Consider the following 24783-nt stretch of genomic DNA (forward strand, 5'->3'; position numbering starts at 1 on the left):
GCGCCATGGCGTGAGAGGGTTAACAATCCCCCTTCACTGTCATCATCGGCCTCACCTCCACATGGCGCTCAAAGGCCTGTTCAAGGGCATTTTTGGCCATGGTCTGCTTGCTGTTAGGCACGATGAGGGAGTCATGAACCGGCAGTGCTGGAATGCCGTGATCCATCGCCAACTCATAAACTGCCTCAATGATGGCTTCGCTTTCTAGAAACTGGAAATCGCCCCATCGCCAGGGGCTGGTTTCCCAATCGTCCAGAATGGGGAAATGAGCCGCTATTTTTGATCCGAGCTTGGCCATTGGATAGAGTTTCTGAAGGCAGCGACCTTTGCATAGTCCCGCACATAGGCCGGGCTTCTTATCCCGCGCCATTTCCTGCTGATGGAGATCGCACATCTTCCTAACGTAACTGTGTTTCGAAGCTGGCGACCATTTGTTTTCGGGATGCTTAGTATGCCCTAGTGTGTAGGCAATCCATGATTTGACGATCCCCCTTGGAATGCCGGGAATATCATAGGGATCGCCTGCCTTCATCGGTATTCCCTTCAAGGCATGTAGAATAGTCAAATGACTCGCCCGGATGTCGATCTCGACAACGGGTTCGCCATAAATGGTCATCAGTTTCCGCTCTTCACTCGGCTCCTGCTGATAGAGGCCACCTTGGACATAGAGACGGCCGCCCTTATTCCACCGGAATGAGGGATCATCCCCGCAACTGAATATGCGTTGGAAACACCCCATCAATTCGGCCGGTTGAATATCCTGCTCGGCCATAAATCTGTTGATGGCATTGATCCTTTCCCCCTCTGTCAAAACATAGGGATCAGTAGGATCGATTTTCATATTGGAATTCGGCCGCTTAAAGGCTCCAAATTGGGTCGACACCCATTGTGATGAGGTCCGCAGGATAATCGGATTTCTGATTGTTGAAGGTCGATAAGCCCGGAAATGAGCATTCCACTCTGAGGGAATAATCCCATGGGCTTCAGCCAACGCTATAAGCTTATCGGTTGCCCTAAATCGACTGGCTTTTGCCGGATCAAAGGGATTGGGGACAGCGGGTTTATTCGCCTTCTCAACCGCCAGATACCCAAGGGACTCTAACCCATCGATAGTGGCTTTGAAGGGCCTATAACCAATTGGTTCGCCGGTAAAATCACCTGCACCCATTGGTCTATAGGTGGCTGCATTATCAGTTGATGACGCTTTAGCCCTTAGCAATCCAACTATGATAGGATTCAATGAATCTATCATATTTTTTTTATGTGATTTTACACCTGAGTTAGTGAGCCTTTCCACTATATCATCAATGAGTTTCACTGATGAAATGGATTCACTCTTAAAGTATAGGCTAAGGTATATATCGTTCTTATAGGTGGAATCTATCATATGGATTCCATTCATTATTATTCATTTCTATTCTCCTTTAATTAGAAAGAGGGGGGGGAAGGAAGGGGAAGGTATACGTGTAACGTCTATAGGCGCCATATAGACATAAATTGACATAAGTTTACTTAAGTTAATGAAATTAATTAGTTTCATGCGGAACGGTATTTGATCCTCTTAAGGTTGATGCTGTTTGACCCATCCATGTAAGTGATGACAACTATGCGACTGGGGAAGTGCTTAAGCGAGAGCTCATGAAGCTCTGCTACCATCGGAATAATCTCATCGAAAGGTAACGGTAGCGCACGAACGTACTCACCAGAACGCTTCCTAGAAAAACCATACTTTTTGAAGACTTCGGTGGCAGACCGGCGAATTGGCCCGAAGCCGAAGGACGCGCCATTTTTCTGGCAGCTGATTGAGGCGCTCGCAGTCATTTCGCCCCTCCAGCGCTTCTATTCCATCCGAAGCTCTTCTGGCGGTTTTCCAGCCATTCGTTCAGGTCGGACTGACGCCACCCAACAGCCCTTCGTCCGAGGCGAAGCGGACGGGGAAAGGCGTTATTTTTCAAAGCTGCGTAAATCGTCGATTTGGACAAGCCGACCTTCGCGGTGACCTCTCCAATGCGCAGTATTCTATCAAGTCTCATATCTGCCTCCTTTCGTGTGGGAGCGGGGTGCTCCGGTGTTGGCGGGCGGCAGATAGGTACAACAAATCGATCGGTCAATAGTAAAAATTGCGCAAAATGGCGAACAAGTTTTCAGATACGAAAGAAAAGGTAAGAAACGAACTCACTCTTTTACTTTATATGCAAAGACCAATCATTCATTAGATATTGTCTCTTTTTATACATGTCTGTGCGAAGGTATGCTGCTTCTGTTTTATCGCGCAAAACGTGCGCCAATGAGAACTCTATTACTTCTCTTGAATAAGAAGTTTGTTCACTGGCCCAATCTCTAAACGATGATCTAAACCCGTGAGGAACAGCGGGGATAGACAGCTCCCTCATAAGCTTTGAAAGGGTCATGTCAGAGAGCGGCTTGCCGGTCACTGAACCGGGAAAGAGGAAGTCGCTATCCTCGCTCCTGATCTGTTGTGCTTCCTTCAAGATGGCGAGGCACCGGGGGGAGAGGGGGACGCGATGAGGCTTCTTCGCTTTCATGCGGCTGGCGGGAATGGTCCATTCCGCCTTGTCGAGGTCGATTTCGCTCCAAACTGCCTCTCTGGTCTCGGCAGAGCGGGTTGCCGTCAGGACTAGAAACTCAAACGCCAGCTTGGTCGCAGTGGAAGCTTCGCTGGCCTTCACCTTCTTTATAGCTTCGGCAACTTCCTCGTAGGGGAGGGCCTGACGATGCTGGACCTTGGATCGATCATGCTTGGGCAAGACCCTCGACAGGGCATCCGCTGGGTTATCCGTCCTCCACCCCTTAGCAATCGCCCATTTGAGGACCGTGCCGACCCGCTGCTTCAGCCGTCGCGCCGTCTCTGGTTTTTCGTTCCAAACCTCATTCAGGGCAGCAAGAACGTCCGCACTAGTGATCGTGTCGATCCGGCGCTTGCCCAAGTGAGGAAAGACATATGTTGTGAGGCTATTGATCCACTGATCACCGTGTTTGGGATTGCGCCATGTCGGCTTGTAAGCGGCGTGAACCTCATGTGCCGCTTCCTCGAACGTAAGGATCGCTTGTAGGGCCTTTTTAGCGGCCAGCGGGTCTCCCCCTAGTCGAGCAATTTTTCGGTTCTCCAGCGCCTTCTCACGGGCTTCTGCGAGCGAAACAAGTGACACTGACCCTAGGCCCATGTCCCTTCGCTTGCCTCGAATGACGAGACGCTGAATCCAGCGCTTCGCTCCATTCTTGTCGATTTTGAGATAAAGCCCTTGCCCATCGCCATGCAGGCCGGGTTCGATAAGGGCGCGAACCTGAGCAGCGCTCAATCGCTTATCGGCATGTCGTCCCAGGGGTTTTTTGCTCGTCATTCACCCCACATATCGCCCAACAAAATGGAAGGGAAGGCGAAGGAAAATCCTGGACGGCTCTGGACACTAAACAATCCATTGCATTGTTTTTATGGATTTTACTGGGCGGGATCAGACGGCACTGGACATGGCAATGGCGGACTCCCGCTCCGCCATCCTTCCATTCAGCCTAGTTCAAGGCCAGCCATAAAGCGTTGGTTTTGCGTTGTTTTTGACGGGCGCACATTCGCGGTTGTTCGCGTCTGTTCGGACATATCCGCCCTCGAGTGTGGGGATGAGTGTGGGGGCGGGGCTTCCCTGACGGCGGGGCTGGCGCTATGTTTCCGGCCATGGGCAAGCTCACAGCGATGCAGGTGAAGAACCTCTCCGAGCCGGGACGCTATTCCGATGGCGATGGATTGATCCTCGATATCGGCAAGAGTGGCCGGGCAAGCTGGATCTTGCGGGTGCAGATGAACGGCAAGCGCCGTGATATTGGCCTTGGGAGCCTCAGGGACGTGTCGCTGCGCGAAGCGCGCGAGAAGGCGAGCGATCAACGCAAGCTGGCGCGCTCGGGCGTCGATCCCCTGGAGCAGAAGCGCCGGGTCACGGTCGTCATCCCCACATTCCGGGAAGCAACCCAGCGCGCCTATGGCGAGATCAGCAAGAGCTGGAAGAACGGCAAGCATCACGATCAGTGGCTGACCACGATGGAGAAGTATGCCTTCCCCAAGCTGGGAGCGCTGCCGGTCAATGAGATCGAAGGTCCGGCGATTCGCGACGTGCTGGCCGGGATCTGGCTCGACATTCCCGAGACCGCACGGCGGGTGAAGCAGCGCATCGGCGCTGTACTCGACTGGAGCTATGCCAATGGCTACCGCGCTTCGGAGGCACCCATGCGCTCGCTGGCCCGGGGCCTGCCGCGCCAGCCTCGCAAGGACGGGCATTTTGCCGCGCTCCCCTATGAGGATGTGCCCGCCTTCTTCACCCGGCTCCATGACCGGCAGCTCAGCGTGAGCCGGCTGGCCCTGGAGTTCCTCATTCTCACGGCTGCCCGATCGGGCGAGGTTCGCGGCGCACGCTGGAGCGAGATGAACGCAGACCTCTCGGTCTGGACCGTGCCCGCTTCACGGATGAAGGTCGGCAAGGCCCATGCCGTGCCGCTCTCGGACGCCGCGCAGGCGATCCTGCGCTAGGCCGAGCCGTTCCGCAGGATCGACTGCGATCTCGTCTTTCCCGGGCAAGGCCGCCGCGCAGAGCCCGCCGATGGCCTCATTGCCAAGACCATGTCCGACATGACCCTGCTCCAGCTTCTGCGCGGCATGGATATGGCCGTGACCGTCCATGGCTTTCGATCGAGCTTCCGGGACTGGGCGGCCGATCGCACCAGCTACCCGCGCGAGGTTGCCGAGGCAGCCCTTGCACATACCGTCGAGAACAAGGTCGAGGCTGCCTATCGACGTACGGACTATTTCGAGAAGCGCCGGGCGATGATGGCCGACTGGGCGGCCTACTGCCGCCCCTAAGCCCGGACACGGCGCTGCGCGATGAACGCCTCGAGGCTGTCGAGCGGAATGAGCGTGACCTTACCCACCTTGATGGTCTCGATCTCGCCGGCGCCGATCAGCGCATAGAGCTTGGTCCGGCCAATGCCGAGCATGGCGACGGCATCGGCAATGCGGACGGTCAGCTGCCTGGGCGTGAAACGATGATGTGCGTGAATGTTCATGGGACTGTGCTCCTGCCCGTGTCTGATCGGGTGGGCAGGAAAAGGGTCACAAAAGCGCCGACGGACAACAGCGGGCATTTGTGACGTGAACAGTCACAAGCGAAACTTTCAAAAAACCGCTTGCACTCCGCAGGAATCGCGAAACCGGCGATCGGTGCGCTTAAAAGTTCAGTGGGAATTCCCTCTCAAGCCGCGCGTTTCCGCCAAGTTCACAAAATTCGCGTTTCCCCGCGCACCCCGGTCCCGCTGATCGTGAGCTCGAAAAATCCACGCCGGCATGCTTGCTGACGGTCAGTTCCGCTTCAAAGATCGTAAAATTCCGGATCCCTTCAAAGTCCCAGGGGGGTCGCGGGAAAGTGTGAACCTTGTGAACTTCCGCAGAAAACCGTCATTTTTGACCGAACCTTTTTCGAACTTTTTGTGAACCAGGTTCACATCCCGAGAGTGAATTTTTCTTCAGAATAAACTCAATGAAATCAACGCGGTGCAAAATCACGGTGTAGAAGTTCACTCAGGTTCACAGATAAAGTGAACTTTTTCTCCACGCAAAATCATGTGCTTAAGCCCAGTTTCGGGCCCCGGTTCACAAAGTTCACACTTTCCCGCGTGCCCCCGCCACAAGCAGCCAGCAGTGTTCAAAAAACTGCGCAGATCTCTTGCTCTGGGGGGCCAAAAGTCGCTCTCAAGCCAAAAAATTCCAGATTGACGCAAAGGTCGAGGGGGGTCGCGGGAAAACTCGAATAAAGTGAATAACCGCAGAAAACCGCCATTTTCGAGTGAATAAATTTCGAATATTTTGTGAATAATATTCGCATGTCGGAGGTGAATTTCCGCTCTGAAAATCTCCTGTAAAAACAGCGGCATGCGAAAACGCGCATCAAATATTCGTCAATATTCACATCGGGAGTGAATATTTTCTGCACGAGATTTCAGTGGCTTAACCCGTCAAATGGGGGGCTTATTCACATTATTCGTGTTTTCCCGCATGCCCCCGCTCGGAAGAGCGCGTCGCTTGAAAAATTAAGGCTGAGAAGGGCGGACCGCAGGCAGCCATCAATGCGAATCCCACGGACGCGCGTAACTGCTGTGGGCAGCGCAGGACCACATCGTCTAACCGCAGAGCGTGCGTCAGATTGCGTCGTGGCAAAACGGCGCGCATCTCGTCCAACGCCACGTAAAGCGGCCGCGCCTCGAAGATGCCTAACCGCGTCATTCCTCACACCAAAAGCCCGCAGGCGAGGGGGGGAGCCAAGCGCCGCGCGGCGTATAAACCGGTCCGCCAGTTGTCCAACTACAATCCATTACCCTCGATCCAATGGCTGAGCGCCAGACGCCGCGCCAATGACCCGACCTGCCGGCGAATATCCGGCACAGCGATAACCTCCCAGTGGGCGCCGCGCGTCATCGGGCCGGCCGCGAATAGTCGCTTTGACGGTTCGCCCTGCGCGTTGATCGCGTGTCCCTCCCGGTCCACGTCGATACCTATAGCAAGTGAGTCCGGCCTGATGAGACCGGCGTCGCGCAGTTGCTGGAGCAGCGGGTCGCGGGTCCGGGCGAGATCGCCAAGCGGTCCAGTGCAATTGATCGCGCGTCGGGCCATGATCGTCTTCGTGTCCCGCTGACCGCGCGGACGCCAGGAAATCGCGATGCCTTCAGTATTGGCTCGCGCGTCGACGATCTTGCCCGCGAATGTCAGGAACGACCCGTTCGCCTGCATTGCGTCGATGCGTTCCCGCACGTCCGGAGCGAGGCGATGCCGGTGAACATCCCAATAGGGGCGCAAATGGCGCAGAAAGCGTCGCCGCGCTTCATCGTCTGCGGCGCGCCAGATGTCCTGCGTGAACGGCCGGAGCTCGTCGACGGCGTTCCGCCAGCCGACGAAACGGGCACGCTGGCGCATCATTTTGACAAGCGCGGAGCCGGTTTCTGAAGGACGTACTTTGAGAGGGGCATGATGTCCCGCGTCCGAATGGCTGTATGGTATCAGTCCACGGCGGGAGAGCGTGACGATGCGGCCTGAAAAGCCTCTCGAACGAAGCGTTAGTGCGCAGTCGATGGCGGTCAGGCCACTGCCGATCAGCAGCACCTGGTCCTGGCCGGCGAGATCCTCGGCAATCTCGCAAGACCATGGATCGCGGACGTAAAGGGGGGCCTCAAGCCCGGCGAATGGCGGCAGATCATGGGGCGGAAGGTTGCCCGGCGTCAGCACGACGGCATCGGCCCCGACGACGCGCCCGTCCTCCAGCGTCAGCCGTGCCGCCCCATTTGATCCGTTGAACGACAGATCCACGCCATTCCCCACGATCACATGGAGCTGCTCGCCGGAGCGATGCCGAGCGTCCTGAAGCAGATCGCTCAGATAGGCGCCATAGGTTTGTCGCGTGGCGAAGCTCTGGCGTCCGCCGAGGCCGTGCGCTTCCAGCCACGTCGCAAAATGATCCGGTTCGTCCGGGAATGCGCTCATGTTCGCGGCACGCACGTTAAGGACATGGTCCTCTTGGGCTGCGCCATAGGCCAGGCCGCGTCCCATGCGGGCCGGATCACGCTCGATTAGCGAAACCCGGGCCATACCGTGGCGCACGAGATTGATGGCCAGCAGCGTGCCGCTGAAGCCTCCGCCGACAATGAGGATATGGTTGGCAATCAGCATTCAGATGCGAACCGACTGTCCCGTCATCGCGATGTCACCAGCACGTCGCCCCGCTCGCTCATGATTGACGCCTGCACGCTGTGTTCCGGCCGCTGACATTTCGTGATTGCGGTTAAGGGCCGCATAGCGTCCCTCTGCAGCGAGAAGCGCATCATGGGTCCCGATTTCCACCACCTGACCGTTTTCGATCACCGCGATGCGATGAGCCGAGCGGATGGTTTCCAGCCGATGCGCAATGATGATCGCCGTGCGACCCTCGCACAGGATGCGGAGGGCCTGCTGGATGCGCCGTTCCGTCGCGACATCCACGGCGGAGGTGGCTTCATCGAGCACCAGCACGGACGGATCGGCAAGATAGGCGCGCACGAGGCAAACGAGCTGACGCTGCCCCTGACTGAGCTGGCTGCCGAGCGGGCCGACCTGCGTCTCGTAACCATGTGGGAGCGCGCGAAGCACCTCGTCTGCACCAATGCGCTGCGATGCCGCGACAAGTTCGTCGTCGGTCGCGTCGGGCTTTGCCAGCCGCAGATTGTCCAGCACCGTGCCGCCGAAGAGCACATTGTCCTGCAGCACGACGCCGATATGCCTCCGCAAGCTCCGCTCCGGGATCGTTCGAATGTCCCGCCCGTCGAGCAGCACGGCGCCGTCGTCGACATCGTAAAAGCGGGTGAGCAGCTGTACGAGCGTGCTTTTCCCATGCCCGGTCGGACCAACGATCGCGACCACTTCCCCCGACACAATGTGCAGATCGAGTGCGCGGATGACCGGACGGCCGGGAAGATAGCCGAAAGACACATTCTGGAACGCAATGGCACCCTCGACCCTGTGGATAGGTTCCGCGTCGATCCCATCGGCAATGTCCGGCACGGTATCGAGCAGCAGGAAGATGCGCTGTGCGCAGGCGGTGCCATTGGCGAAGCGCTCGAAGAGATCGCTGAATTCCTGCAAGGGCGCAAGGAACAGGAAGACGTAGAACAGGCTCTGGGTCAGTTCCCCCAAACTGAGCGTGCCGAGCGCAATGCCGCGTCCGCCGATTGCCAAAGTGAGCGCCAGACCCGCCGTGGTGAGCAAGCCGGTGAAGGGCGCGAACCAGCCGGAGCGCATGCTGCCGAAGATGAGGGAGCTGTTGAAGTCTTCGAGCAGCCCCTGATATTTGCGCAGATTGTCCCGCTCGCGGCCCGACTGCTTGATGAGCCGTACGGCAGCCACCGTTTCAACGAGATGCGCAGTGAAACGGCTGCGGTTCTCCGCCACGCGGGCCCAGCTGCGCTGTGAAACCCGCTTGAAGAGCAGCGTTGCGAGAATGAGCACCGGTACCACCGCCGCGAGGCCAGCCAGCAGCATGGGCGCGACCAGCCACAACAGAATTGCGGAAAGGATGAGCCGTAATATGGCGGAGAGGAATTCGGGTGGCCCCTGGATCAGCAGCGGCTCCAGTGTGTCGACGTCGCGGTCGGCGCGGGCGATGATCCGACCGGCCTTGGTGCGGTCGAAATAGCCGACGCTAAGGGTCTGCACATGGGCAAAGACCCGCGTCCTGAGGTCATTGAGCACGCGGATCGCGGCCAGGCCCGCGAAATATTGCGAGAAGCCGCCAAGGATGAAGCGCACGCCCCATGTGGCGGCGAGACCGACGCAAGCCCAGGCGATCAACGGAGTATCGATGCTCGATTGTCGCAAGCCCCGGTCGATGACCAGGCCGATCAGCAGCGGACGAGCGAAGATCGCCAGCACCTGAACGATTTCGATGCCGATGACAGCCGCGATGAGTCCTCGCACCGGCGCGACCAGCGGCAGCAGGCGGCTGGTCACGCTCTGACCGAGCTTGCGCTGCGAAAACTTCTCTTCAAGCTCGATGTCGGAGAGGGCGCTGTCGCCGCGAAATGCGTTCATGCCCTTACAAGCCCATCAGCGCGCGATAGGCGGGATTGCTTCTCGCGAGTTCGTCATGCGTGCCCTCCGCCGCGATCCGGCCGTCTGCGAGCAGCGCCACGCGGTCCGCGATGAGAGCGGTCGAAAGCCGGCTCGCCACGATCAGCATCGTGACGGGGCGTGTCCATCCCGACTGCAAGGCCCGGATGCCGTCGATCGCGCGCCGCTCGGTCTGCGCATCGAGCGCGCTGGTTGCGTCGTCGAGCACCAGTATGTCGGCATCGGCAAGCAAGGCCCGCGCGAGGCAGACCCGCTGACGCTGTCCGCCCGAAAGGGTGGCGCCCCGGTCGCCCAAGCGGGTCTCCAGTCCGTCGCTCAGCCGCGCGAGCAGTTCGCCGGCTGCCGCATTGTCCAGTGCCTCGTGCAGCCGGGCTTCATTCGCCTCCGGCGCGCAGAGCCGCAGATTCGCGGCAAGGGTATCGGAGAAAAGAAAACTCTCCTGCGGCAACACATGCACGCGGCGGCGGAGCTCGCGCGGATCGCACTCGCGGATATCCACCCAGCCGGCCTCATCGGACCCAAATTCTATGCGTCCTTCATCTGTGTCGACCAGACGCGGCAACAGCGCAGTGAGGATGCTCTTGCCAGATCCGGTCGCGCCGACCAGCGCGACAATCTCGCCCGGGCGGACATCCAGAGAGAGATTGCGCAACACGGTGGCGCCGTCGCCTAGGGGAGAAGCGGAGACACCCTGAAGGCGTATCCCGAGCGGGCCTGGCGGCAGTGGCAATGGCGTGTCGATCGTGCGGATGCCCGGTTCCGCGTCCAGCACTTCCCAGATGCGGCCTGCCGAAGCGCGGGCATCGGCCACCACCTGCAGAAGCCGCCCGATCCCTTCGATCCGCAGCACCAGCGTGTTCACCACCAGCATCGCCGCGACCAGTGCGCCGAGACCAAGCGTGCCTTGCGCGACCATCCATGCCCCGAAGCCCAGCACCCAGGCGTGGGACAGCGCGATGATCGTCTGGGGCAGGGGAACGCGGCGCGCGGCATGGCGGATGGCGGCACGCGCTTCGGCGCGGAACTGATCGACATGATGGCGGAAGCGCTGGGCGCGGGCGGTGCCGAGTGAAAACGCCTTGATGACGCGGACACCATTCACGCCTTCTGACAGATCCTGCGTTACGGCGTCATAGGCGGCGCCGATCCGGCGATCGAGCGCGACCAGCGCGTCAGCCTCCCGCCAGAGCAGGCCGATGCCCGTGATCAGAAGCGCCAGCGGTACGATCGCCAGCCAGGGAGAGTAAAGCGCGAGCAGGCCAAGGGAGATGACGACGATGAGGCCCGTCTCGAAGATCTGGCGCCAGAAATTGATGAGTGCATCGCGCACCTTGTCGGCGTCGCGGGTCATGCGCGTCACCATTTCGCCAACGCCGTGGCGCCAGTGATAGGCAAGGTCCAGCCGCTGAATCTGCGTGAAGATGCGTCCGCGCAAAATGGTCAGCAGCCGCTGCCCTATCGAAAGGGAAAGGAGGCCGGCACCGTATTGCACGATTGCCCGCGCGAGAGAGAGCGACAGGAGCAGGCCGACCCAGAACCAGACCCGGCTGTAGTCGAGCGCGCCATCCGGCCTCGCGACAACCAGCAGCCCATGCTGCGCATCCTGCACGGCATGGCCCATCATCACTTGCTGGCCGACGAGAGCGATATTCACCGCCGCCAGCAGCGCGGCGGTCAACAGGAACTTGCCGGGCATCTCGGCATAAATGGCGAGGCAGCGCAGCAGCGGGCTGCGCCGCAGATCGACCTTCCGCCTCATCGCCTCGTTCAGCTGGCGAGCGCGAGCGACTGCGCGGCTTCGAGCGGGCGGGGGTCGATCCACTGCCGCACGTCGAAGCTCTGCGGGATGAAGTTCCAGCGGTTGAGGAAGTCGGTGAAGTCCTGGATCGCGACGATCGATTGCTCGGACAGATCTGTCCTCAGTTTCCTCTGCGCGTCTTCGCCATAGGCGATGCTCACCCAATATTCGCTGCTGTTGGTCTCGCGCGCCAGATAGCGGCGCACCTCGGACGAATGGGACTGCGCCCAGTGCTCGGCGCGCAGCACCTGCTCGACGATGGTGACGGCGGCGTCGAAATGATTGTCGACGAGGTGGCCATCCACCGCCAGCGTGCGAGGCGTACCGTTATTGGCGCGCACCAACGGGTCGGGGTGAATGCCAGTGTCGATCACGGTCGTCAGGCCAAACTGATGTGCGACCTGTGCGCCATGGGCACCTTTCAGGAATATTGCGTCCACCTCACCGCGCAGCAGCGCAATGAGCTCGAGATTGTTGGCGCGCGCGCGGCTGGTGCTGCGCCCGTTCCAGGCGAGCGTGCCGCCGACGGTCTGTGCCTGCCCGTCGCTATAATGGGTCTCGATGTCCTGATCGACGATCTCGACGTCGGAGACTTCCAGTCCCTCCAGCCGAAGCGCGTTCTCGAGACCGCGCACGGCCTGCGCGCGGGTGAAATCGATCTCCACATTCTTCCAGTTGGGCAGAGCAAACCGCCGGCCCTTGAGGTCGCGAACCGACGTGATGCCGGATTCCGGGCTAGCGAGGATGAGCTGGGTCTCGTCCGCCCATGAGAGGCCAAGGACGCGAGTATCGCGGCCGCGCGCCTTGGCGCTAATCGCCGGGATATTGCCGCCGTGGCGCACACTGTTCTGGACGGTGTGCGAGAAATGCGACTCCCGTTTGGAGAAGTCGCTGGATTCGAGCAGCGAGGAAAGGCTGGTTCCCTGAGCCTGAAATGCCTCTTCCAGCCATCCCTGCTGGATGGCGATGCCAAGGCCGGTCGGCACCGGGCAGCGGGTGTACCAGAGCGTGTCGAGTTTCTGACTCATGGAGTAAGCTCCTTCAGTTTGCGGGTTCGAGGAGGGGCGCGTCGGTGCGCGCAGCTCGGGCATTGGGGTTTTCGGGGCGAGGCAGGCGCAGATGCTCGCGCAGCGTCGTCCCTTCATATTCCGTGCGGAACAGGCCACGCCGCTGAAGCTCGGGCACCACCAGATCGACGAAGTCGTTGAGCGAGCTGGGCAGCAGCGGCGGGATGAGGTTGAAGCCGTCGGCCGCGTCACGCTCGAACCAGTCCTGGATCTGATCGGCTATATCCACCGGCGTGCCGAGCACGACACGATGGCCGCGCACTGCGTTGAAGCGCAGGAAGAGCTGGCGGATCGTCAGGTTCTCACGACGCGCCAGCGCGGTGAGCTGCCGCCAGCGGCCCTTGCCGTTCTCGGGCTCCGGCAGATCGGGCAGTGGGCCGTCGAGCGGGTAGGCGCTCACGTCATGGCCCATCAGATTGAGGTCGCCGCCGAAGTCGACCTTCTCCTCCAGCGCGCCGAACTTGTCCTGCGCTTCCTGAAGGCTGGAGCCGATGGTGAAAGAGAGACCGGGCATGACCTTGAGCGTATCGGGGTCACGGCCATGGCCGGCGACGCGGTCCTTCACATCTTTGTAGAAGGCTTGCGCATCCTCGATGAACTGGGCGGCGGCGTATATCATCTCGGCATGACGGGCGGCGAAGTCTCGGCCGACCTCCGAGTTGCCGGCCTGCGCGAATACCGGATACCCTTGGATCGGGCGGGGCATGTCGAGCACGGAGTCGATGTGATAATAAGGGCCGCGATAGTGCACCGGATGCACCGCGTCAGCGTTCAGATAGATGCCGCTTTCCTTGTCCGCGCCTTCGAAGGCGTCGTCTTCCCAGCTGTTCCACAAGGCCTTGGCCGTTTCGACGAAGTCATGTGCGCGGGCGTATCGCTCGGCGTGGCTCGCCGGCTGATCGATGCCGAAGCTCCTGGCAGCGCCATCGGCAAGCGAGGAGACGATGTTCCAGCCGATCCGCCCGCCGCTGATGTGATCGAGGGAGGCGAAGCGACGGGCGAGCGCATAGGGCTGCTCGAAATTGGTGTTCACCGTCGCCACCAGACCGATATGGCTGGTGATGCTGGCCAGCGCGGCTGTGGCGGTCAGTGGCTCGAAATCGAGGAAAGCGTGGCGGCGGCCGATTCCTTTGGTGCTGTCGCCGCTCTGGCCGGCAAAGTCCGCGAAAAAGGCGGCATCCAGCTTGCCGCGCTCGGCCGTGTGCACCAGGTCGGCCCAGTAGCGGAAATCCGGCTTGCCGGTGCTGGCCGTGCCGGGCTGGCGCCATGCGCCGGGATGATGGCCGTGGCGGGTCAGGAACACGGCGAGCGCGAGCTGGCGCTTCTGATTACTCATGGGGGATAGCTCCGGTCGTGCGGTGGCGGACAGCCCGGTGCTTCGCGAGAAGCACCGGGGTCATGCTCATTCGGCGGCTGCGGCGGCCGGTTCGGGCAGATGGATCGTGCCGTCGTCGTCCACGTGTGCATCGGGTGGAACGAGCTTGCCCATCTTCCATTGCTGCTCAAGAACGCCTGGACCAAACGGCCTGGAGCCACCGAGCGCTTGTCCAAGGATCTGGAACTGTGCGCCTTCCTCCAGCAGCACGATATTGTTGACGAGGTCGCGCAAGCCCTTCCAGCTCCATATCGTCGCCCCGCCATTGGCCTCGACGATGCCCGGCACCTCCCGATCCTGCGCGATCGAATCGATGATGAAGTCGACCTCGGGCTGACGCCGGTTGATGTAGACTGGCAGTTCGGCCGTGAAGCGGAAGCGGCGGTTGGGCACGTAGAGCAGCGGCAGCGCCGTGTGCGCCTGCGAATAAGCGCCGAGATGCGGGGTATGGACGTGGCTGATCGCCTGCACGCCGTCATGCGTGCGGAACAGTTTGAGATACCGCGCCGTGCCGCCGGGTGTGCCCTGATAAACCGTGCCATCGAAGCCTATCACCGCCGTAAGTGGTTGATCGGGATCGTCCTCCCACAGGCCCTGATAGTTCAGCGTGATAATCTTCTCTTCGCCCGGGATGCGGACGCCGAAGAACAGCGTGCCGCTCGGCGAGATGGTGCGGGTTTCGCGCAGCAGGCGGAAGGCGCGGCGCGCATCCTGCTCGGTCTTGGCGATGAAGTCGATGGCTTGGGGGGAAAGGGCGGGTTGTTCGGACATGATGCGTTCCTTTCAAACAAATGCGGGGGTTTGGGCGTTGAGGGCGTGGGCCGCTTCCAGCGGGCGCGGGTCGATCCAGTCGGCCAGCGTAAAGTCCGCATCGAGGAAGCCATGCGTGAAGAGAAACTTCTTCTGGAGGTCGAACAGGGCAAGCCGATCGGTATCCAGAGTGGGGTGCAGACCCTCGTGCAGGCGGGCATAGGCCTGATCCACGGCCTGGGCGCTGCCCTCCGTTTCATATTCGAGGATCTCGCCCAGCCGGTTGGGTTGTTCCTTCACCCAGTCGGCGGCGCGCAGCGTGACCGCGAAGAAGCGCGCGAGCAGATCGAAATGATCGTCTATCAGGCTCTGATGCACGGTGATGGGGCGCGGTGTGCCATTGTTCACGCGGAAGCGCGGGTCGGGCAAGGCATCAAGATCGATCGCGACGACGAGGCCGTTTTCACGGGCCTGATCGAGCGCGGCGGCGCCTTTCACATAGATCGCATCGACCTTGCCTTCCACCAGCGCTTCGATGGACCACAGGCGCCCCACGCCGCTGCGCTGACCGGGTCCGCGCGGTTGCAGATCCCGGCCGGCACCACCGATGTTGCGCAGGCGATCGGGCGTCTCGATGAGGTCCACATCGTCCAGCGTCAGGCCTGCCGATGCCAGCACGCCCTTGTAGCCGGCCAGCGACATACCGCGCGCGATGCTGGTGCCGCGCACATGGCTGGGGATGTCATTGTGGCTCCAGCCCGGCAACGCCAGCCGCTTGCCCTTAAGGTCAGCGGCGGACCTAATGCCTGAGTCCGGTCGGGCGAGGATGAGCTGACTCTCCTCGATCCAGGTGAGGCCCACGAGCTTTGTCGGTTCGCCCTGCGCGCGCGCGGCGATCGCCAGCATGTTGCCACCCTCGCGGATCAGCGTCGGCAGGCGGTGGTCATAATGGTGGCGGCCAAGTTCGGAGCCCGACTCTTGCAAGGTCCGCACAGCGACGCCGTCCGCCTTGAATGCCTGCGTCAACCAGCCGAGTTTATAGGCGATGCCCGTCGCCGTAGGGACGGGGCAACGGGTGAACCAGATCTCGTCTGGCAGTCTGGAAAACTCGATGAGGGGCTCTGGCACGGTGGTCTCCGCTAGTGACCCATCTGAATTCGCAAGTGCCGTGCCAGTCAGGAAATCGGCGGAAATTCGTGCCTTTCGATCGAATAGTGGGGAAAGTGCTGCGGCATATTGCGCAATCGTGCGGTGGAATTTCAGCGCTCCCGATCCGCCCTCAGCGGATCAGGCCAAGATTCTTGAGATGCGTGCGTACAACGTTGCGCGTCACGCCAAGTACTTCCGCCGTCCTGGTCTGGCTGCCATTGCTCTGATGAAACGCCTCAATGACCGTAACGGCCACCAGACGATCGAGCACGGCGTCATGGGCGCCGTTGAGCAATGGCCCGACAACACCGCGAACCGCGTCCTCCAGCGAGGCCGGCTCGGCTCCCGGCTCAGCGGGATCAGTGATCGGTGCGAGGCCAAGGTCTGCGGGCTTGATGCGCGCATCCTCGCAGGTCAGCGTCGCGCGCTGGACGGCGTTTTCAAGCTCTCGGATGTTGCCGGGCCAGCCATGCTGAAACAGCGCCTCTTCCGCTGCAGCGCTGAATTCCGGCCGGGTCGCACTGCGCTTTGCGCCGTAGATTTCCAGAAAGTGCCGGGCGAGCGGCAGGATGTCAGCCCGCCGCTCCCGCAGCGGCAAAAGCGGAATGGAAACCACCTGTAACCGATAGAAGAGGTCCGCACGGAAACGACCTTCGCTCATTGCCTTTTGCAGGCCCACATTAGTTGCAGCAATCACCCGCACGTCGAGAGGAACTGCTTTGCGTGATCCGAGGCGCACGACCTCCCGTTCCTGAAGCACACGGAGCAGCTTGACCTGCAGGGACGGGGCGAGGTCTCCAAGCTCGTCGAGAAACAGGGTTCCGCCATTCGCAGCTTCGAACCAGCCCGCCCGCGCCATGTTTGCGCCGGTGAAGGCGCCTTTCTCATAGCCGAACAGTTCACCCTCAATGAGCGATTCGGAAAAGGCGCCGCAGTTCACCGCGACGAAAGGCGCGTGGGCGCGGTCGCTCAGGCTGTGGACGTAACGCGCCACCAGTTCCTTGCCGGTGCCGGTCTCCCCAAGAATGAGGACGTTGGCATCGCTCGGCGCCGTGCGCTCGATCAGCGGCAGCAGTGCGCGCGAGCGCGGATCACTGAAAACGAGCGCGCGGGCGCGAGGCCCCGCCGCATGATGCTGATCGCTATCATAAGCAAGCAGAGGGCGCCCATCCCGGTTCTTTGCCGCAACAAGCCCCACGCTCTCGCGCTCGCCAATCCGACTCTGTGAACTGCTGGTCATGCTGCCTCCATCTCGGTTCAGATGCGTAGCAGCTAATTCTCTTCCAGTTCAGTAGAAAATAAATCCGAGCGCCTAGCTGAACTATTGGCGAGGCGACCGGACGCAGAACTGACCCTGTTGCGGCGCCCGATCACGGCTTGCATCGGCTCGGCACAGACCCAACTCTGGACATCGACCGGAGCCTCGAGAAAGCCATGTAGCCACAGGAACCTGGCCTGTATCTCGAGCATCTCCACCCGCTCATCGGAAAGGTCGGGATGGAGCGAACGTGCGAAATCGTTGCGATAGGCGGCCTCCACCCCATTGAGGCTGGCCAGCGTCTCACGGGCGATAATCTCCTTAAGAGCGCTGGGGTTTTCCGCGGCCCAGTCGGCTGCGCGGAGCGTCTGCTCCAGAAAGCGCTCCACCAGATCGGGATGATGGTCGAGCATGTGCTGGTGGACCACGATCGGGCGCGGCGTACCGTTGTTCACGCGCGCAAGGCGACTGGGATAAGCATCGAGATCGATGCCGATCTCCAGTCCGAGCCGCTGTGCAGCCTCCGCGCCGGCCGCGCCTTTTACGTAGACGGCGTCGACACGCCCTGAAGCGAGCCATTCGAGCCCGAGCCAGAGGCGACGCATGCCCTCCGCGCTTGCCTGCTCCACGGGCGGCGCGGGAACTTCCACAAGCCGCACATCGTCGAGCGTAAGGCCGCCCAGCGCGAGTGCGCTTTTGATGCCATGCAGCGCCATGCCCCGCGCGATGCTTTCACCGTGCGTGCGCGCATAGCCGGGGAGAGCAAAGCGTAGTCCCCGGAGATCGCCCGGATCGTGGACGGCCGTCTGGCGCCGCACCATGATCGCCTGGCGTTCGTCGGTCCAGGTCAGCCCGATCACGCGGGTCGGTGCGCCCAGCGCCCGCGCCGCCAGAGCCTGAATATTGCCGCCTTCGCGGAAGAGGTGGCGCGCCTGATTCTCAGGATCGTCGACCACGAGGTTGAGGCCAAGCTCGTGGACGCGCCTAACGGCAATGCCGTCTTTCGCGAATGCGTCGGTCATCCACCCCTTGGCATAGGCGACATTGGAGGCGGCGGGCACAGGGCAGCGTGTCATCCAGATGCAGTCCAGGACCCTCCCGGCGCTCGCTGCTGCTTCATCCGTCATCTCGTCGATCTCCATCTTTTTCGGGCCGCGGTCGGCGATGACGATGAGAGCAAAGTGCGTGCCATGCGCGCATTCCGGTTATGCGCGGACCCACGGCGTGCCGCCATCGTTCCTTTTCGCGCAAATGGGTGCAGCATCCTGCGGAAAAATCAGCACCGGCAAGACTTGCATCCGCGCGTTTTGACGGGAAGCCGCGCAAAAGCCGGGTTGGCACATGTCCTGCAAGACTTTGGGGCACGATAGTCGAGGGTCGCAGCACGGAGCCATGATGGTGGATCATTACAGCAGGTCGTTTCTCTCCATTGTTCGGCGCGGTTTGCTTGGTGTGGTGGCGATGCTTGGCTGTGCCCTCGTCGCGGCTTGCGGCGGATCGGGCAGCGCGGGCGACGCGGGGCCCGTCAAGACGGTGACCATTGCCTCGATCGCATACCCTTTTCAGGGGAAGCAGGTTTTCAATGGCCTCAATGGCATCGTGCTCGAACAGGGCTGGCTCAAGGAGCAGCTGGCGAAGAAAGGCATCGACCTTGTCTTCGCTCCTGTCTCTACCGCAGTTGGCGGGCCGCTCATCAACGAGGGCTTCTCAGGCAAGCGGATCGATTTCGCCTCTTACGGCGATTTTCCTGCCACCATTGCCGTATCCGGCGGTGTTCCGCTCAAGATCGTCGCACCAGTCGGCCAGGGGCAAGATGTCTATCTGGTCGTGCGCAAGGGACTGGCGGCCAAGGGGATCGAGGATCTGAAGGGCAAGCGCATCGCTCTTCATCGCGGCCGCCCGTGGGAGCTGCCGTTCTCCAAGCTCGTGGACAGCAAGGGCCTGAAGCTCACGGACTTCAAGATCGTGAACATCAACCCTTCGGCCACACCTGCTGCGCTCGAATCGGGAAGCGTCGATGCTGCCGTGCTGCTGTCGGACGGACTGCTCGTGGAGCAGAAGGGCATCGCACGCGTGATCTGGTCGACGAAGGACGCGCCTGCCGACTGGAAGATGCGCGCCGAACTGTTCGCGCGGAAGGATTTCGTCGATGCGCATCCAGACCTCACTCAGCTCGTCGTCGATGCCTTCGTGCGCGCAGCGGTCTGGTCGTCCGACGAAGCCAACCGGGATGAAGTGATTCGCCGGTCGTCGCGTGGCGCGCTGCCGCCGGAAATCGTGGCGAAGGATTATGCCAACTCCGGCATTCCCTGGCGTGAACGTTTCTCGCCTCTCTTCAGCTCGGCGCTCCGTACCCATTATCACTCGGTTGCCGACTATGCGTTGGAGCGCGGCCTTATCCGCAACAAGGTCGATGCGGACGCCCTCCTGGACGAGCGGTTCGTTAAGCAGGCCCTCAAGAACCAGAAGCTCGAAGGCTTCTGGGCGCAACCCGCGCCGGTGGCGAACTGATGGCGAGTCAGGCTCTCCCTGTTGCGGTCTCTCGCGCCTCGTCGCCTGCCTTGCACCTTGGGGGCAAGCAGCTCTCGTCGTTTCTTGCTCCCCTCCTGCTGCTCGCACTGTGGCAGTTCGCCTGTTCGCTCGGAGTATTCCCGCCGCAAGTGTTGGTGCCGCCCAGCGGTGTTGCGCGGGCGCTGGCGGATATGGCCGCTTCTGGCGAACTTCAGCGTCACATAGGGGATAGTCTGGATCGCCTGGCCGTCGGATTCATTATTGGTGCTGCGCTAGGCATGGCCTTCGGCGCGGCGATGGCGCTCTCCCGCATGTTCGAGGTGCTTTTTTCGCCATTGTTCCACACGCTCTGGCAGGTCCCGGTCATCGCCTTCATCCCGATGATGGTGATGTTCCTGGGCATCGACGAGCCCTTCAAGCTGGCGGTGGTGGCGATCGCCGCCTTCTTCCCCATGGCCCTCGCGACGTCCGACGGTATTCGGGGTGTTCCGCGCAACTTTTTCGAGGTTGCGCGGGTCTACCGGCTGCACATGCTGGATCTCATCCGTCGCATCCTGCTGCCGGCAACCGTCCCGGCCGTGCTGACAGGCGTGCGCATATCTCTCACCCGTGCGTGGATCGTGCTGGTGGCGGCTGAACTGCTCGCGGCGGATAGCGGCATCGGGCAGATGATGGAGATGGGGCGACAGCTCTTCCAGATCGATGTGGTGCTGGCTGGCGTCGTCGTCAGCGGCCTCATCGGCTTCCTGCTGGATCGCGGTGCGCGCTGGGTGGAGAGTCGCGCCTCCCGTTGGAGGACGGCATGACAGCCCTGCTCGCTCGCTGGCCAGTGCGGCTGGGCCTTGGCCTGCTCGCGCCCGTGCTGCTGATCATCTGGTGGCAGGCCCAGTCCAGCCAGCATGCCGTCACCTTCGCGCCGCCAGCGCAGGTCGTCGCCGCGTTCGAGGCGCTGGTCGAGAGCGGCGATTTGCTGCGGGACGCGCTTGCCACATTGAGTCGCGCGTTCACCGGGCTCGCCATCGGCGCGCCGCTCGGCGTGGCAACAGGCATCGCCATGGGCATCTGGAAGCCGGCCGACCGCGTACTAAGTCCTTTGCTAAATGCGCTGCGGCAGGTGCCCATGATTGGCTGGCTGCCCCTCATGGGCCTGTGGTTCGGGGTCGGCGAGGGGACGGAACTGATCGTCGTCAGCATGTCCGCCTTTTTCCCTTCGATGCTGAATAGCCATGCCGGCGTGGCGCAGGTCGAGCGCCGCTATCTGGAGGTCGGCGGCATCCTTCGGTTCGGCACGTTCCAGCGCATCCGCTTCATTCTGCTGCCTGCCGCGCTGCCGCTGATCCTCACCGGCATCACGCAAGCGCTCGCTTTCGCGTGGATCGCCACACTCGCGACCGAGTTGCTCACCGGTGCTGGCTCCGGGCTCGGCGTCGCCATGCAGATGGCGCAGGTCCAGCAGCGGCTGGATGTAATGCTGGTCGTCATCAGCGTCACTGCCGCGCTCGGTTTCCTCATCAATCAGCTTTTCCGACGCCTGCGCCAGCATCTGCTGCGCTGGCAAGCCTCCGCGTAATGACGGGAGATACGAGAATGACAGGCAACCCCCTGCCGAAAAACCACGACCCTCGGGAGCACGGCTCGATTAGTCGCGGTGCGCTCAGCGTCAGCCATCTCGACAAGAGCTTTCAGATCGGCGGGCGTCCTCGGACGATCCTCGACAACATCAACCTTGATGTCCGTCCCGGCGAGTTTGTCAGCATCGTCGGCGCCTCGGGTTGCGGCAAATCGACGCTGCTGCGCCTCATCGTAGGGCTCGATACCGACTATAGCGGCGAGTTGCGGCTCGATGGCGAGCGGATCGCCACGACCAGCCTGGACCGAGGCATCGTCTTTCAGGACCATCGGCTCTTCCCGTGGATGACGCTTGAGCAGAATATCGAGTTGGCCCTCCTCAATACGGATACGCCCAAGGCCCGGCGTGCCCAGATCGTCGCGGATCATATTGCGCTGGTGAACCTCCAGGGCTTCGAGAAGGCCTATCCACACCAGCTTTCCGGCGGCATGGCGCAGCGTGCCGCGATTGCGCGCGCGCTCGTCACTGAGCCTAAGCTGTTGCTGCTCGACGAGCCGCTGGGCGCCCTCGATGCGCTCACCCGCGTGCATGTCCAGAATGAGCTTCAGCGCATCTGGATGACACAGCGCTCGACCATGGTGATGGTGACGCATGATGTGGAGGAGGCGCTCTATCTCGGGGATCGCGTGATTGTCATGTCGCCCAATCCCGGTCGTATCCGCCGTATCGTCGATGTCGATCTGCCTCATCCGCGAGACCGGCGCTCGCCGCTGCTTCACCGGCTGAAGGACGAGATTCTTGCCGAGCTGACCTCTGGCACTGGCGACGACACGACTGACCCCGGCAACCTCCTGCGCCTGCCAAATCGGGAGGGGCGTTGATGAGTCGCGCTGCCGATCATCCCGTCGAAGCCCTGTTCGTCGATCGCTGGTCCCCGCGCAGCTTTACGGGCGAGCCGGTCCCCGAGGCCGTGCTGAAAAGCGCGTTTGAGGCAGCACGCTGGGCGCCCTCTGCCCTGAACGCTCAGCCCTGGCGCTTCCTCGTCACACGGCCAGGTGATGCATGGTGGGAAACCTATCTGGGGTTCCTGATGCCGCGAAACCGGCTTTGGGCAGCGCAGGCGTCCGCGCTGGTCCTCATCCTGTCTTCGCGGTTTGCGGAGCGGCGGGGTGAGATCGTCGAAAATACATCGCACAGCTTCGACGCTGGAGCGGCCTGGGCGAACTTCGCTCATCAGGCGCTGCTGCTCGGCTGGCACACGCATGGCATCGGCGGGTTCGACAAGAACGCCGCCCGTGTGCGCCTCGCCATCCCTGACGACTTCGCGATCGAGGCGATCATCGCGCTGGGGCGAAAAGGCGATCTGGACCGGCTCGATCCGGAATTTCACGGTGCCGAAGTACCCAATGGCCGGCGCCCGCTCGCTGACACGGTTTTTGCCGGGTCGCTGAACGAACCCGCCTTCTCGAATGGAAAGGATGCAGCATGACTCTCAACATCCATTGGTGGCTTGATCCGGCTGCGGAACCACATCGTTCGGAAGCCGCCAGCCGGCCAGCCCTGCCTTCGCTGGTGCATGATCGCCGAACCACGACACAGAACCGCTTCGACTATTATGTGCAGATCGCGGAAGCGGCCGCGCAGACCGCGTTCGACGGGCTGTTCATTCAGCATCGGCTGGAGGCGGACGAAAGCCGAATCATCGCTGCGGTTGTCGCGGGGGCTGTCGGCCGCCTTCTGGTGGTGCCGGAGTTCCCGGCATCGGTCGGCTCGGCGGTCTATGCCGCCAAACAGGCGAGCACGTTTCAGCGTGGAACTGGCGGCCGGCTCGGTTGGGCCATTGCGCCGGATGACGGCAAAGCTGAGCGTGAGCAACAGGCCGATTTCCTCCCCGACGACGCGCAAGTGCAGCGGCTCGACGAGTTCCTCACCGTGGCGCGCGGGGTGCATCAGACCAAGCCCTTCACGTTCAAGGGGGACTATTTCGAGGTGGAGAATGGCGGCTTCGATGCGCCGCTCAATCGCGTGCCCTGCCCGAAAATCTTCCTGCAGGGCGAAGACGAGAAGGCGCTGGACCTTTCTGCGCGTCATGCCGACGTGCATCTGTTCCAGCCTACCTCGCCGGATGCTCTCGCGACGAGCATCGCGCGGCTGAACGCACTGGCGGCCGCCGAAGGTCGTCAGGTGCGCGCAGGCCTCATCCAGCCGTTGCTCCTGCGTGAAGAAGCCGCGCAAGCGGAGAAAGAAGCAGACGGCCGCACGCTTCCGCCCGGCACACTCGTCGCCAGCTATGACGATGCGGCTGAAAAGCTATCTTGCCTGATCGACGCCGGCATCAGCGAGCTGGTGCTGGAAGCCACACCCACACTCGAAGAGACTTATCGCATCGGCCAGCATCTGCTGCCGCGCCTGCGTGCGCCCACCACCACCACCCTTCAGGCCGCCTGAGGAGACCAGCCATGGCCATCGATTTCTACTGGCGCCTGCCCACTCATGGCTGCCACGACAGCATCCGGACCAGCGGCTATGAGCGGGGCGACTGGTCGCCGCTCAAGGCCGGTAACGTCGCGCCCGGCCTGACCCGGGACGGGGAGCCGGATGGCTTCTCCTATATCGATCATCTCGCGGCCATTGCGAAAGCGGCCGAGAGCGTCGGCTTTCAGGGCGGGCTGATCCCGTCTTTCCCGAATACCGATGATCCCTGGGTGATCTCGCCGCTGCTCGCGCGGGAGACGCGGGATTTCCGCTTCATGATCGCCTTCCAGCCTGGCTTCGGCAATCCGGTCCACACAGCGCGCGCGGCGGCCAGCCTGCAGCGTGCCACCGGCGGACGCCTGTTGTTCAACATCATCACCGGTGGCGGCGGCCCAGCCCAGCTCTGGTGGGGCGACAGCTTTGCCCATGACGACCGTTACAGCCGCACCAGCGAATGGCTCGACATCATTCGGGGCGTCTGGACCTCGTCCGATTTCTCTTATGACGGCAAATTCTACCAGCTGCGGGGCGGCGGGCTGCCGCCAGCCTTCCAGACCGAGGAATTTCCGGAGATGTGGTTCTCCGGTTCGTCCGAGGCCGCGCTTGGCGTCGCGGCGCGTCATGCAGACTATTATCTCTCCTGGCTGGAGCCGTTCGACCAGCTCGGTGACAAGTTCGCCCGGGTCAAGGAGCGCACGGCAGCGCTCGGCGGCGAGCAGAAATGCGCCGTGCGGGTCGATCTCGTTGCCCGCGCGACCGAGGAAGAGGCGTGGGCGGACATCCGCAAGGGCTTCGAGAATGTAAGTGAGGAGACCCGGCAGCGCTGGCGCGGGCAGGCCACGGACTCCGTCGGTGCTGCACGACAGGCCGCGCTGCGGCCGAGCGATGCCACGCGCTATGACGACCTGATCGTCGCGCCCAATCTGTGGGGCGGGTTCAATCTGCTGCGGGGCGGCCCGGCGCTCGGCATCGTCGGCAGCTACGAGCAGTGCGCTGCGCAACTGGATGATCTGATCTCGCGTGGCGCCGATGGCTTCATCCTCGCCGGCACACCCCATCTCGAAGAGGCTTATCGGGTGGGTGAGGAAGTGCTGCCTTTGCTGGGACGTGAGGCGCCTGCATTACTGGCCGCCGCTGAATAGAATTAAGACCGCAAAACGAAGAGGGCGCCGGGAGAT

At 61.8% G+C, this 24783-nt stretch carries 22 protein-coding genes; 9 read left to right on the forward strand and 13 right to left on the reverse strand.

Going from position 1 to position 24783, the window contains the following annotated elements:
• Positions 1 to 19 precede the first annotated feature (19 nt).
• The 3 genes from ACNAOH_RS07655 to ACNAOH_RS07665 all read right to left on the reverse strand — a co-directional run bounded on the left by ACNAOH_RS07655 (position 20) and on the right by ACNAOH_RS07665 (position 3362).
• Entirely contained in the window at positions 20 to 1387 is a 1368-nt protein-coding gene (locus tag ACNAOH_RS07655) for a hypothetical protein (protein WP_443969604.1), read from the reverse strand.
• A 430-nt stretch (positions 1388 to 1817) separates the two neighbouring features.
• Positions 1818 to 2033: a helix-turn-helix transcriptional regulator gene (locus tag ACNAOH_RS07660; RefSeq protein ID WP_443969605.1), complete on the reverse strand. Its 216-nt coding sequence runs from the start codon at positions 2031 to 2033 to the stop codon at positions 1818 to 1820.
• Between the two features lie 150 nt (positions 2034 to 2183).
• On the reverse strand, positions 2184 to 3362 hold the full coding sequence (locus ACNAOH_RS07665; RefSeq protein ID WP_443969606.1) for a tyrosine-type recombinase/integrase: 1179 nt from the start codon (positions 3360 to 3362) through the stop codon (positions 2184 to 2186).
• A gap of 329 nt (positions 3363 to 3691) precedes the next feature.
• On the opposite strand from ACNAOH_RS07665, the gene ACNAOH_RS07670 reads away from it, so the two are divergent.
• Entirely contained in the window at positions 3692 to 4537 is an 846-nt protein-coding gene (locus tag ACNAOH_RS07670; RefSeq protein ID WP_443969607.1) for a tyrosine-type recombinase/integrase, read from the forward strand.
• 90 nt (positions 4538 to 4627) lie between these two features.
• Positions 4628 to 4867: a tyrosine-type recombinase/integrase gene (locus ACNAOH_RS07675; protein ID WP_443969608.1), complete on the forward strand. Its 240-nt coding sequence runs from the start codon at positions 4628 to 4630 to the stop codon at positions 4865 to 4867.
• Here ACNAOH_RS07675 and ACNAOH_RS07680 read toward each other — a convergent pair.
• The 10 genes from ACNAOH_RS07680 to ACNAOH_RS07725 all read right to left on the reverse strand — a co-directional run bounded on the left by ACNAOH_RS07680 (position 4864) and on the right by ACNAOH_RS07725 (position 18176).
• Entirely contained in the window at positions 4864 to 5070 is a 207-nt protein-coding gene (locus ACNAOH_RS07680; protein WP_443969609.1) for a helix-turn-helix domain-containing protein, read from the reverse strand. The genes ACNAOH_RS07675 and ACNAOH_RS07680 overlap by 4 nt on opposite strands.
• A gap of 1291 nt (positions 5071 to 6361) precedes the next feature.
• Positions 6362 to 7720: an FAD/NAD(P)-binding protein gene (locus tag ACNAOH_RS07685; protein ID WP_443969610.1), complete on the reverse strand. Its 1359-nt coding sequence runs from the start codon at positions 7718 to 7720 to the stop codon at positions 6362 to 6364.
• Complete coding sequence (locus tag ACNAOH_RS07690; RefSeq protein ID WP_443969611.1) at positions 7721 to 9613, reverse strand: ABC transporter ATP-binding protein; 1893 nt, start codon at positions 9611 to 9613, stop codon at positions 7721 to 7723.
• A gap of 4 nt (positions 9614 to 9617) precedes the next feature.
• A complete protein-coding gene (locus ACNAOH_RS07695) occupies positions 9618 to 11411 on the reverse strand; it encodes an ABC transporter ATP-binding protein (protein ID WP_443969612.1) in 1794 nt (597 codons plus the stop codon).
• Between the two features lie 8 nt (positions 11412 to 11419).
• The gene (locus ACNAOH_RS07700) at positions 11420 to 12478 is read right to left on the reverse strand and encodes an ABC transporter substrate-binding protein (protein WP_443969613.1); all 1059 of its coding nucleotides are present in this window, start codon (positions 12476 to 12478) and stop codon (positions 11420 to 11422) included.
• 13 nt (positions 12479 to 12491) lie between these two features.
• Complete coding sequence (locus ACNAOH_RS07705) at positions 12492 to 13853, reverse strand: LLM class flavin-dependent oxidoreductase (RefSeq protein WP_443969614.1); 1362 nt, start codon at positions 13851 to 13853, stop codon at positions 12492 to 12494.
• 66 nt (positions 13854 to 13919) lie between these two features.
• Positions 13920 to 14663: a class II aldolase/adducin family protein gene (locus tag ACNAOH_RS07710; protein WP_443969615.1), complete on the reverse strand. Its 744-nt coding sequence runs from the start codon at positions 14661 to 14663 to the stop codon at positions 13920 to 13922.
• A 12-nt stretch (positions 14664 to 14675) separates the two neighbouring features.
• On the reverse strand, positions 14676 to 15770 hold the full coding sequence (locus ACNAOH_RS07715; protein ID WP_443969616.1) for an ABC transporter substrate-binding protein: 1095 nt from the start codon (positions 15768 to 15770) through the stop codon (positions 14676 to 14678).
• Positions 15771 to 15921: 151 nt separating this feature from the next.
• Entirely contained in the window at positions 15922 to 17031 is a 1110-nt protein-coding gene (locus ACNAOH_RS07720; protein ID WP_443969617.1) for a sigma-54 interaction domain-containing protein, read from the reverse strand.
• Positions 17032 to 17063: 32 nt separating this feature from the next.
• Positions 17064 to 18176 carry an ABC transporter substrate-binding protein gene (locus ACNAOH_RS07725; RefSeq protein WP_443969618.1) on the reverse strand — a complete coding sequence of 371 codons (1113 nt, stop codon included), beginning with the start codon at positions 18174 to 18176 and terminating at the stop codon, positions 17064 to 17066.
• A gap of 265 nt (positions 18177 to 18441) precedes the next feature.
• Here ACNAOH_RS07725 and ACNAOH_RS07730 point away from each other — a divergent pair, with 265 nt between their 5' ends.
• Genes ACNAOH_RS07730 through ACNAOH_RS07760 form a run of 7 tightly spaced genes read left to right on the forward strand, consistent with a single transcriptional unit; the run spans position 18442 to position 24747 of the window.
• The gene (locus ACNAOH_RS07730) at positions 18442 to 19560 is read left to right on the forward strand and encodes an ABC transporter substrate-binding protein (protein WP_443969619.1); all 1119 of its coding nucleotides are present in this window, start codon (positions 18442 to 18444) and stop codon (positions 19558 to 19560) included.
• On the forward strand, positions 19560 to 20366 hold the full coding sequence (locus tag ACNAOH_RS07735; RefSeq protein WP_443969620.1) for an ABC transporter permease: 807 nt from the start codon (positions 19560 to 19562) through the stop codon (positions 20364 to 20366). Before ACNAOH_RS07730 ends, ACNAOH_RS07735 begins: the two co-directional genes overlap by 1 nt.
• On the forward strand, positions 20363 to 21130 hold the full coding sequence (locus ACNAOH_RS07740) for an ABC transporter permease (protein ID WP_443969621.1): 768 nt from the start codon (positions 20363 to 20365) through the stop codon (positions 21128 to 21130). The genes ACNAOH_RS07735 and ACNAOH_RS07740 overlap by 4 nt, the downstream gene beginning before the upstream one ends.
• 17 nt (positions 21131 to 21147) lie before the next feature.
• Entirely contained in the window at positions 21148 to 22011 is an 864-nt protein-coding gene (locus tag ACNAOH_RS07745; RefSeq protein ID WP_443969622.1) for an ABC transporter ATP-binding protein, read from the forward strand.
• Entirely contained in the window at positions 22011 to 22619 is a 609-nt protein-coding gene (locus tag ACNAOH_RS07750) for a nitroreductase family protein (RefSeq protein WP_443969623.1), read from the forward strand. Before ACNAOH_RS07745 ends, ACNAOH_RS07750 begins: the two co-directional genes overlap by 1 nt.
• Positions 22616 to 23578 (forward strand): LLM class flavin-dependent oxidoreductase, encoded by a 963-nt coding sequence (locus ACNAOH_RS07755; protein ID WP_443969624.1) that lies wholly within the window; start codon positions 22616 to 22618, stop codon positions 23576 to 23578. Before ACNAOH_RS07750 ends, ACNAOH_RS07755 begins: the two co-directional genes overlap by 4 nt.
• A gap of 11 nt (positions 23579 to 23589) precedes the next feature.
• The gene (locus ACNAOH_RS07760) at positions 23590 to 24747 is read left to right on the forward strand and encodes an LLM class flavin-dependent oxidoreductase (RefSeq protein ID WP_443969625.1); all 1158 of its coding nucleotides are present in this window, start codon (positions 23590 to 23592) and stop codon (positions 24745 to 24747) included.
• The last annotated feature ends 36 nt before the right edge of the window (positions 24748 to 24783 follow it).

The sequence above is a fragment of the Sphingobium sp. CR28 genome, assembly GCF_052327305.1.
Taxonomy (GTDB): Bacteria; Pseudomonadota; Alphaproteobacteria; order Sphingomonadales; family Sphingomonadaceae; genus Sphingobium.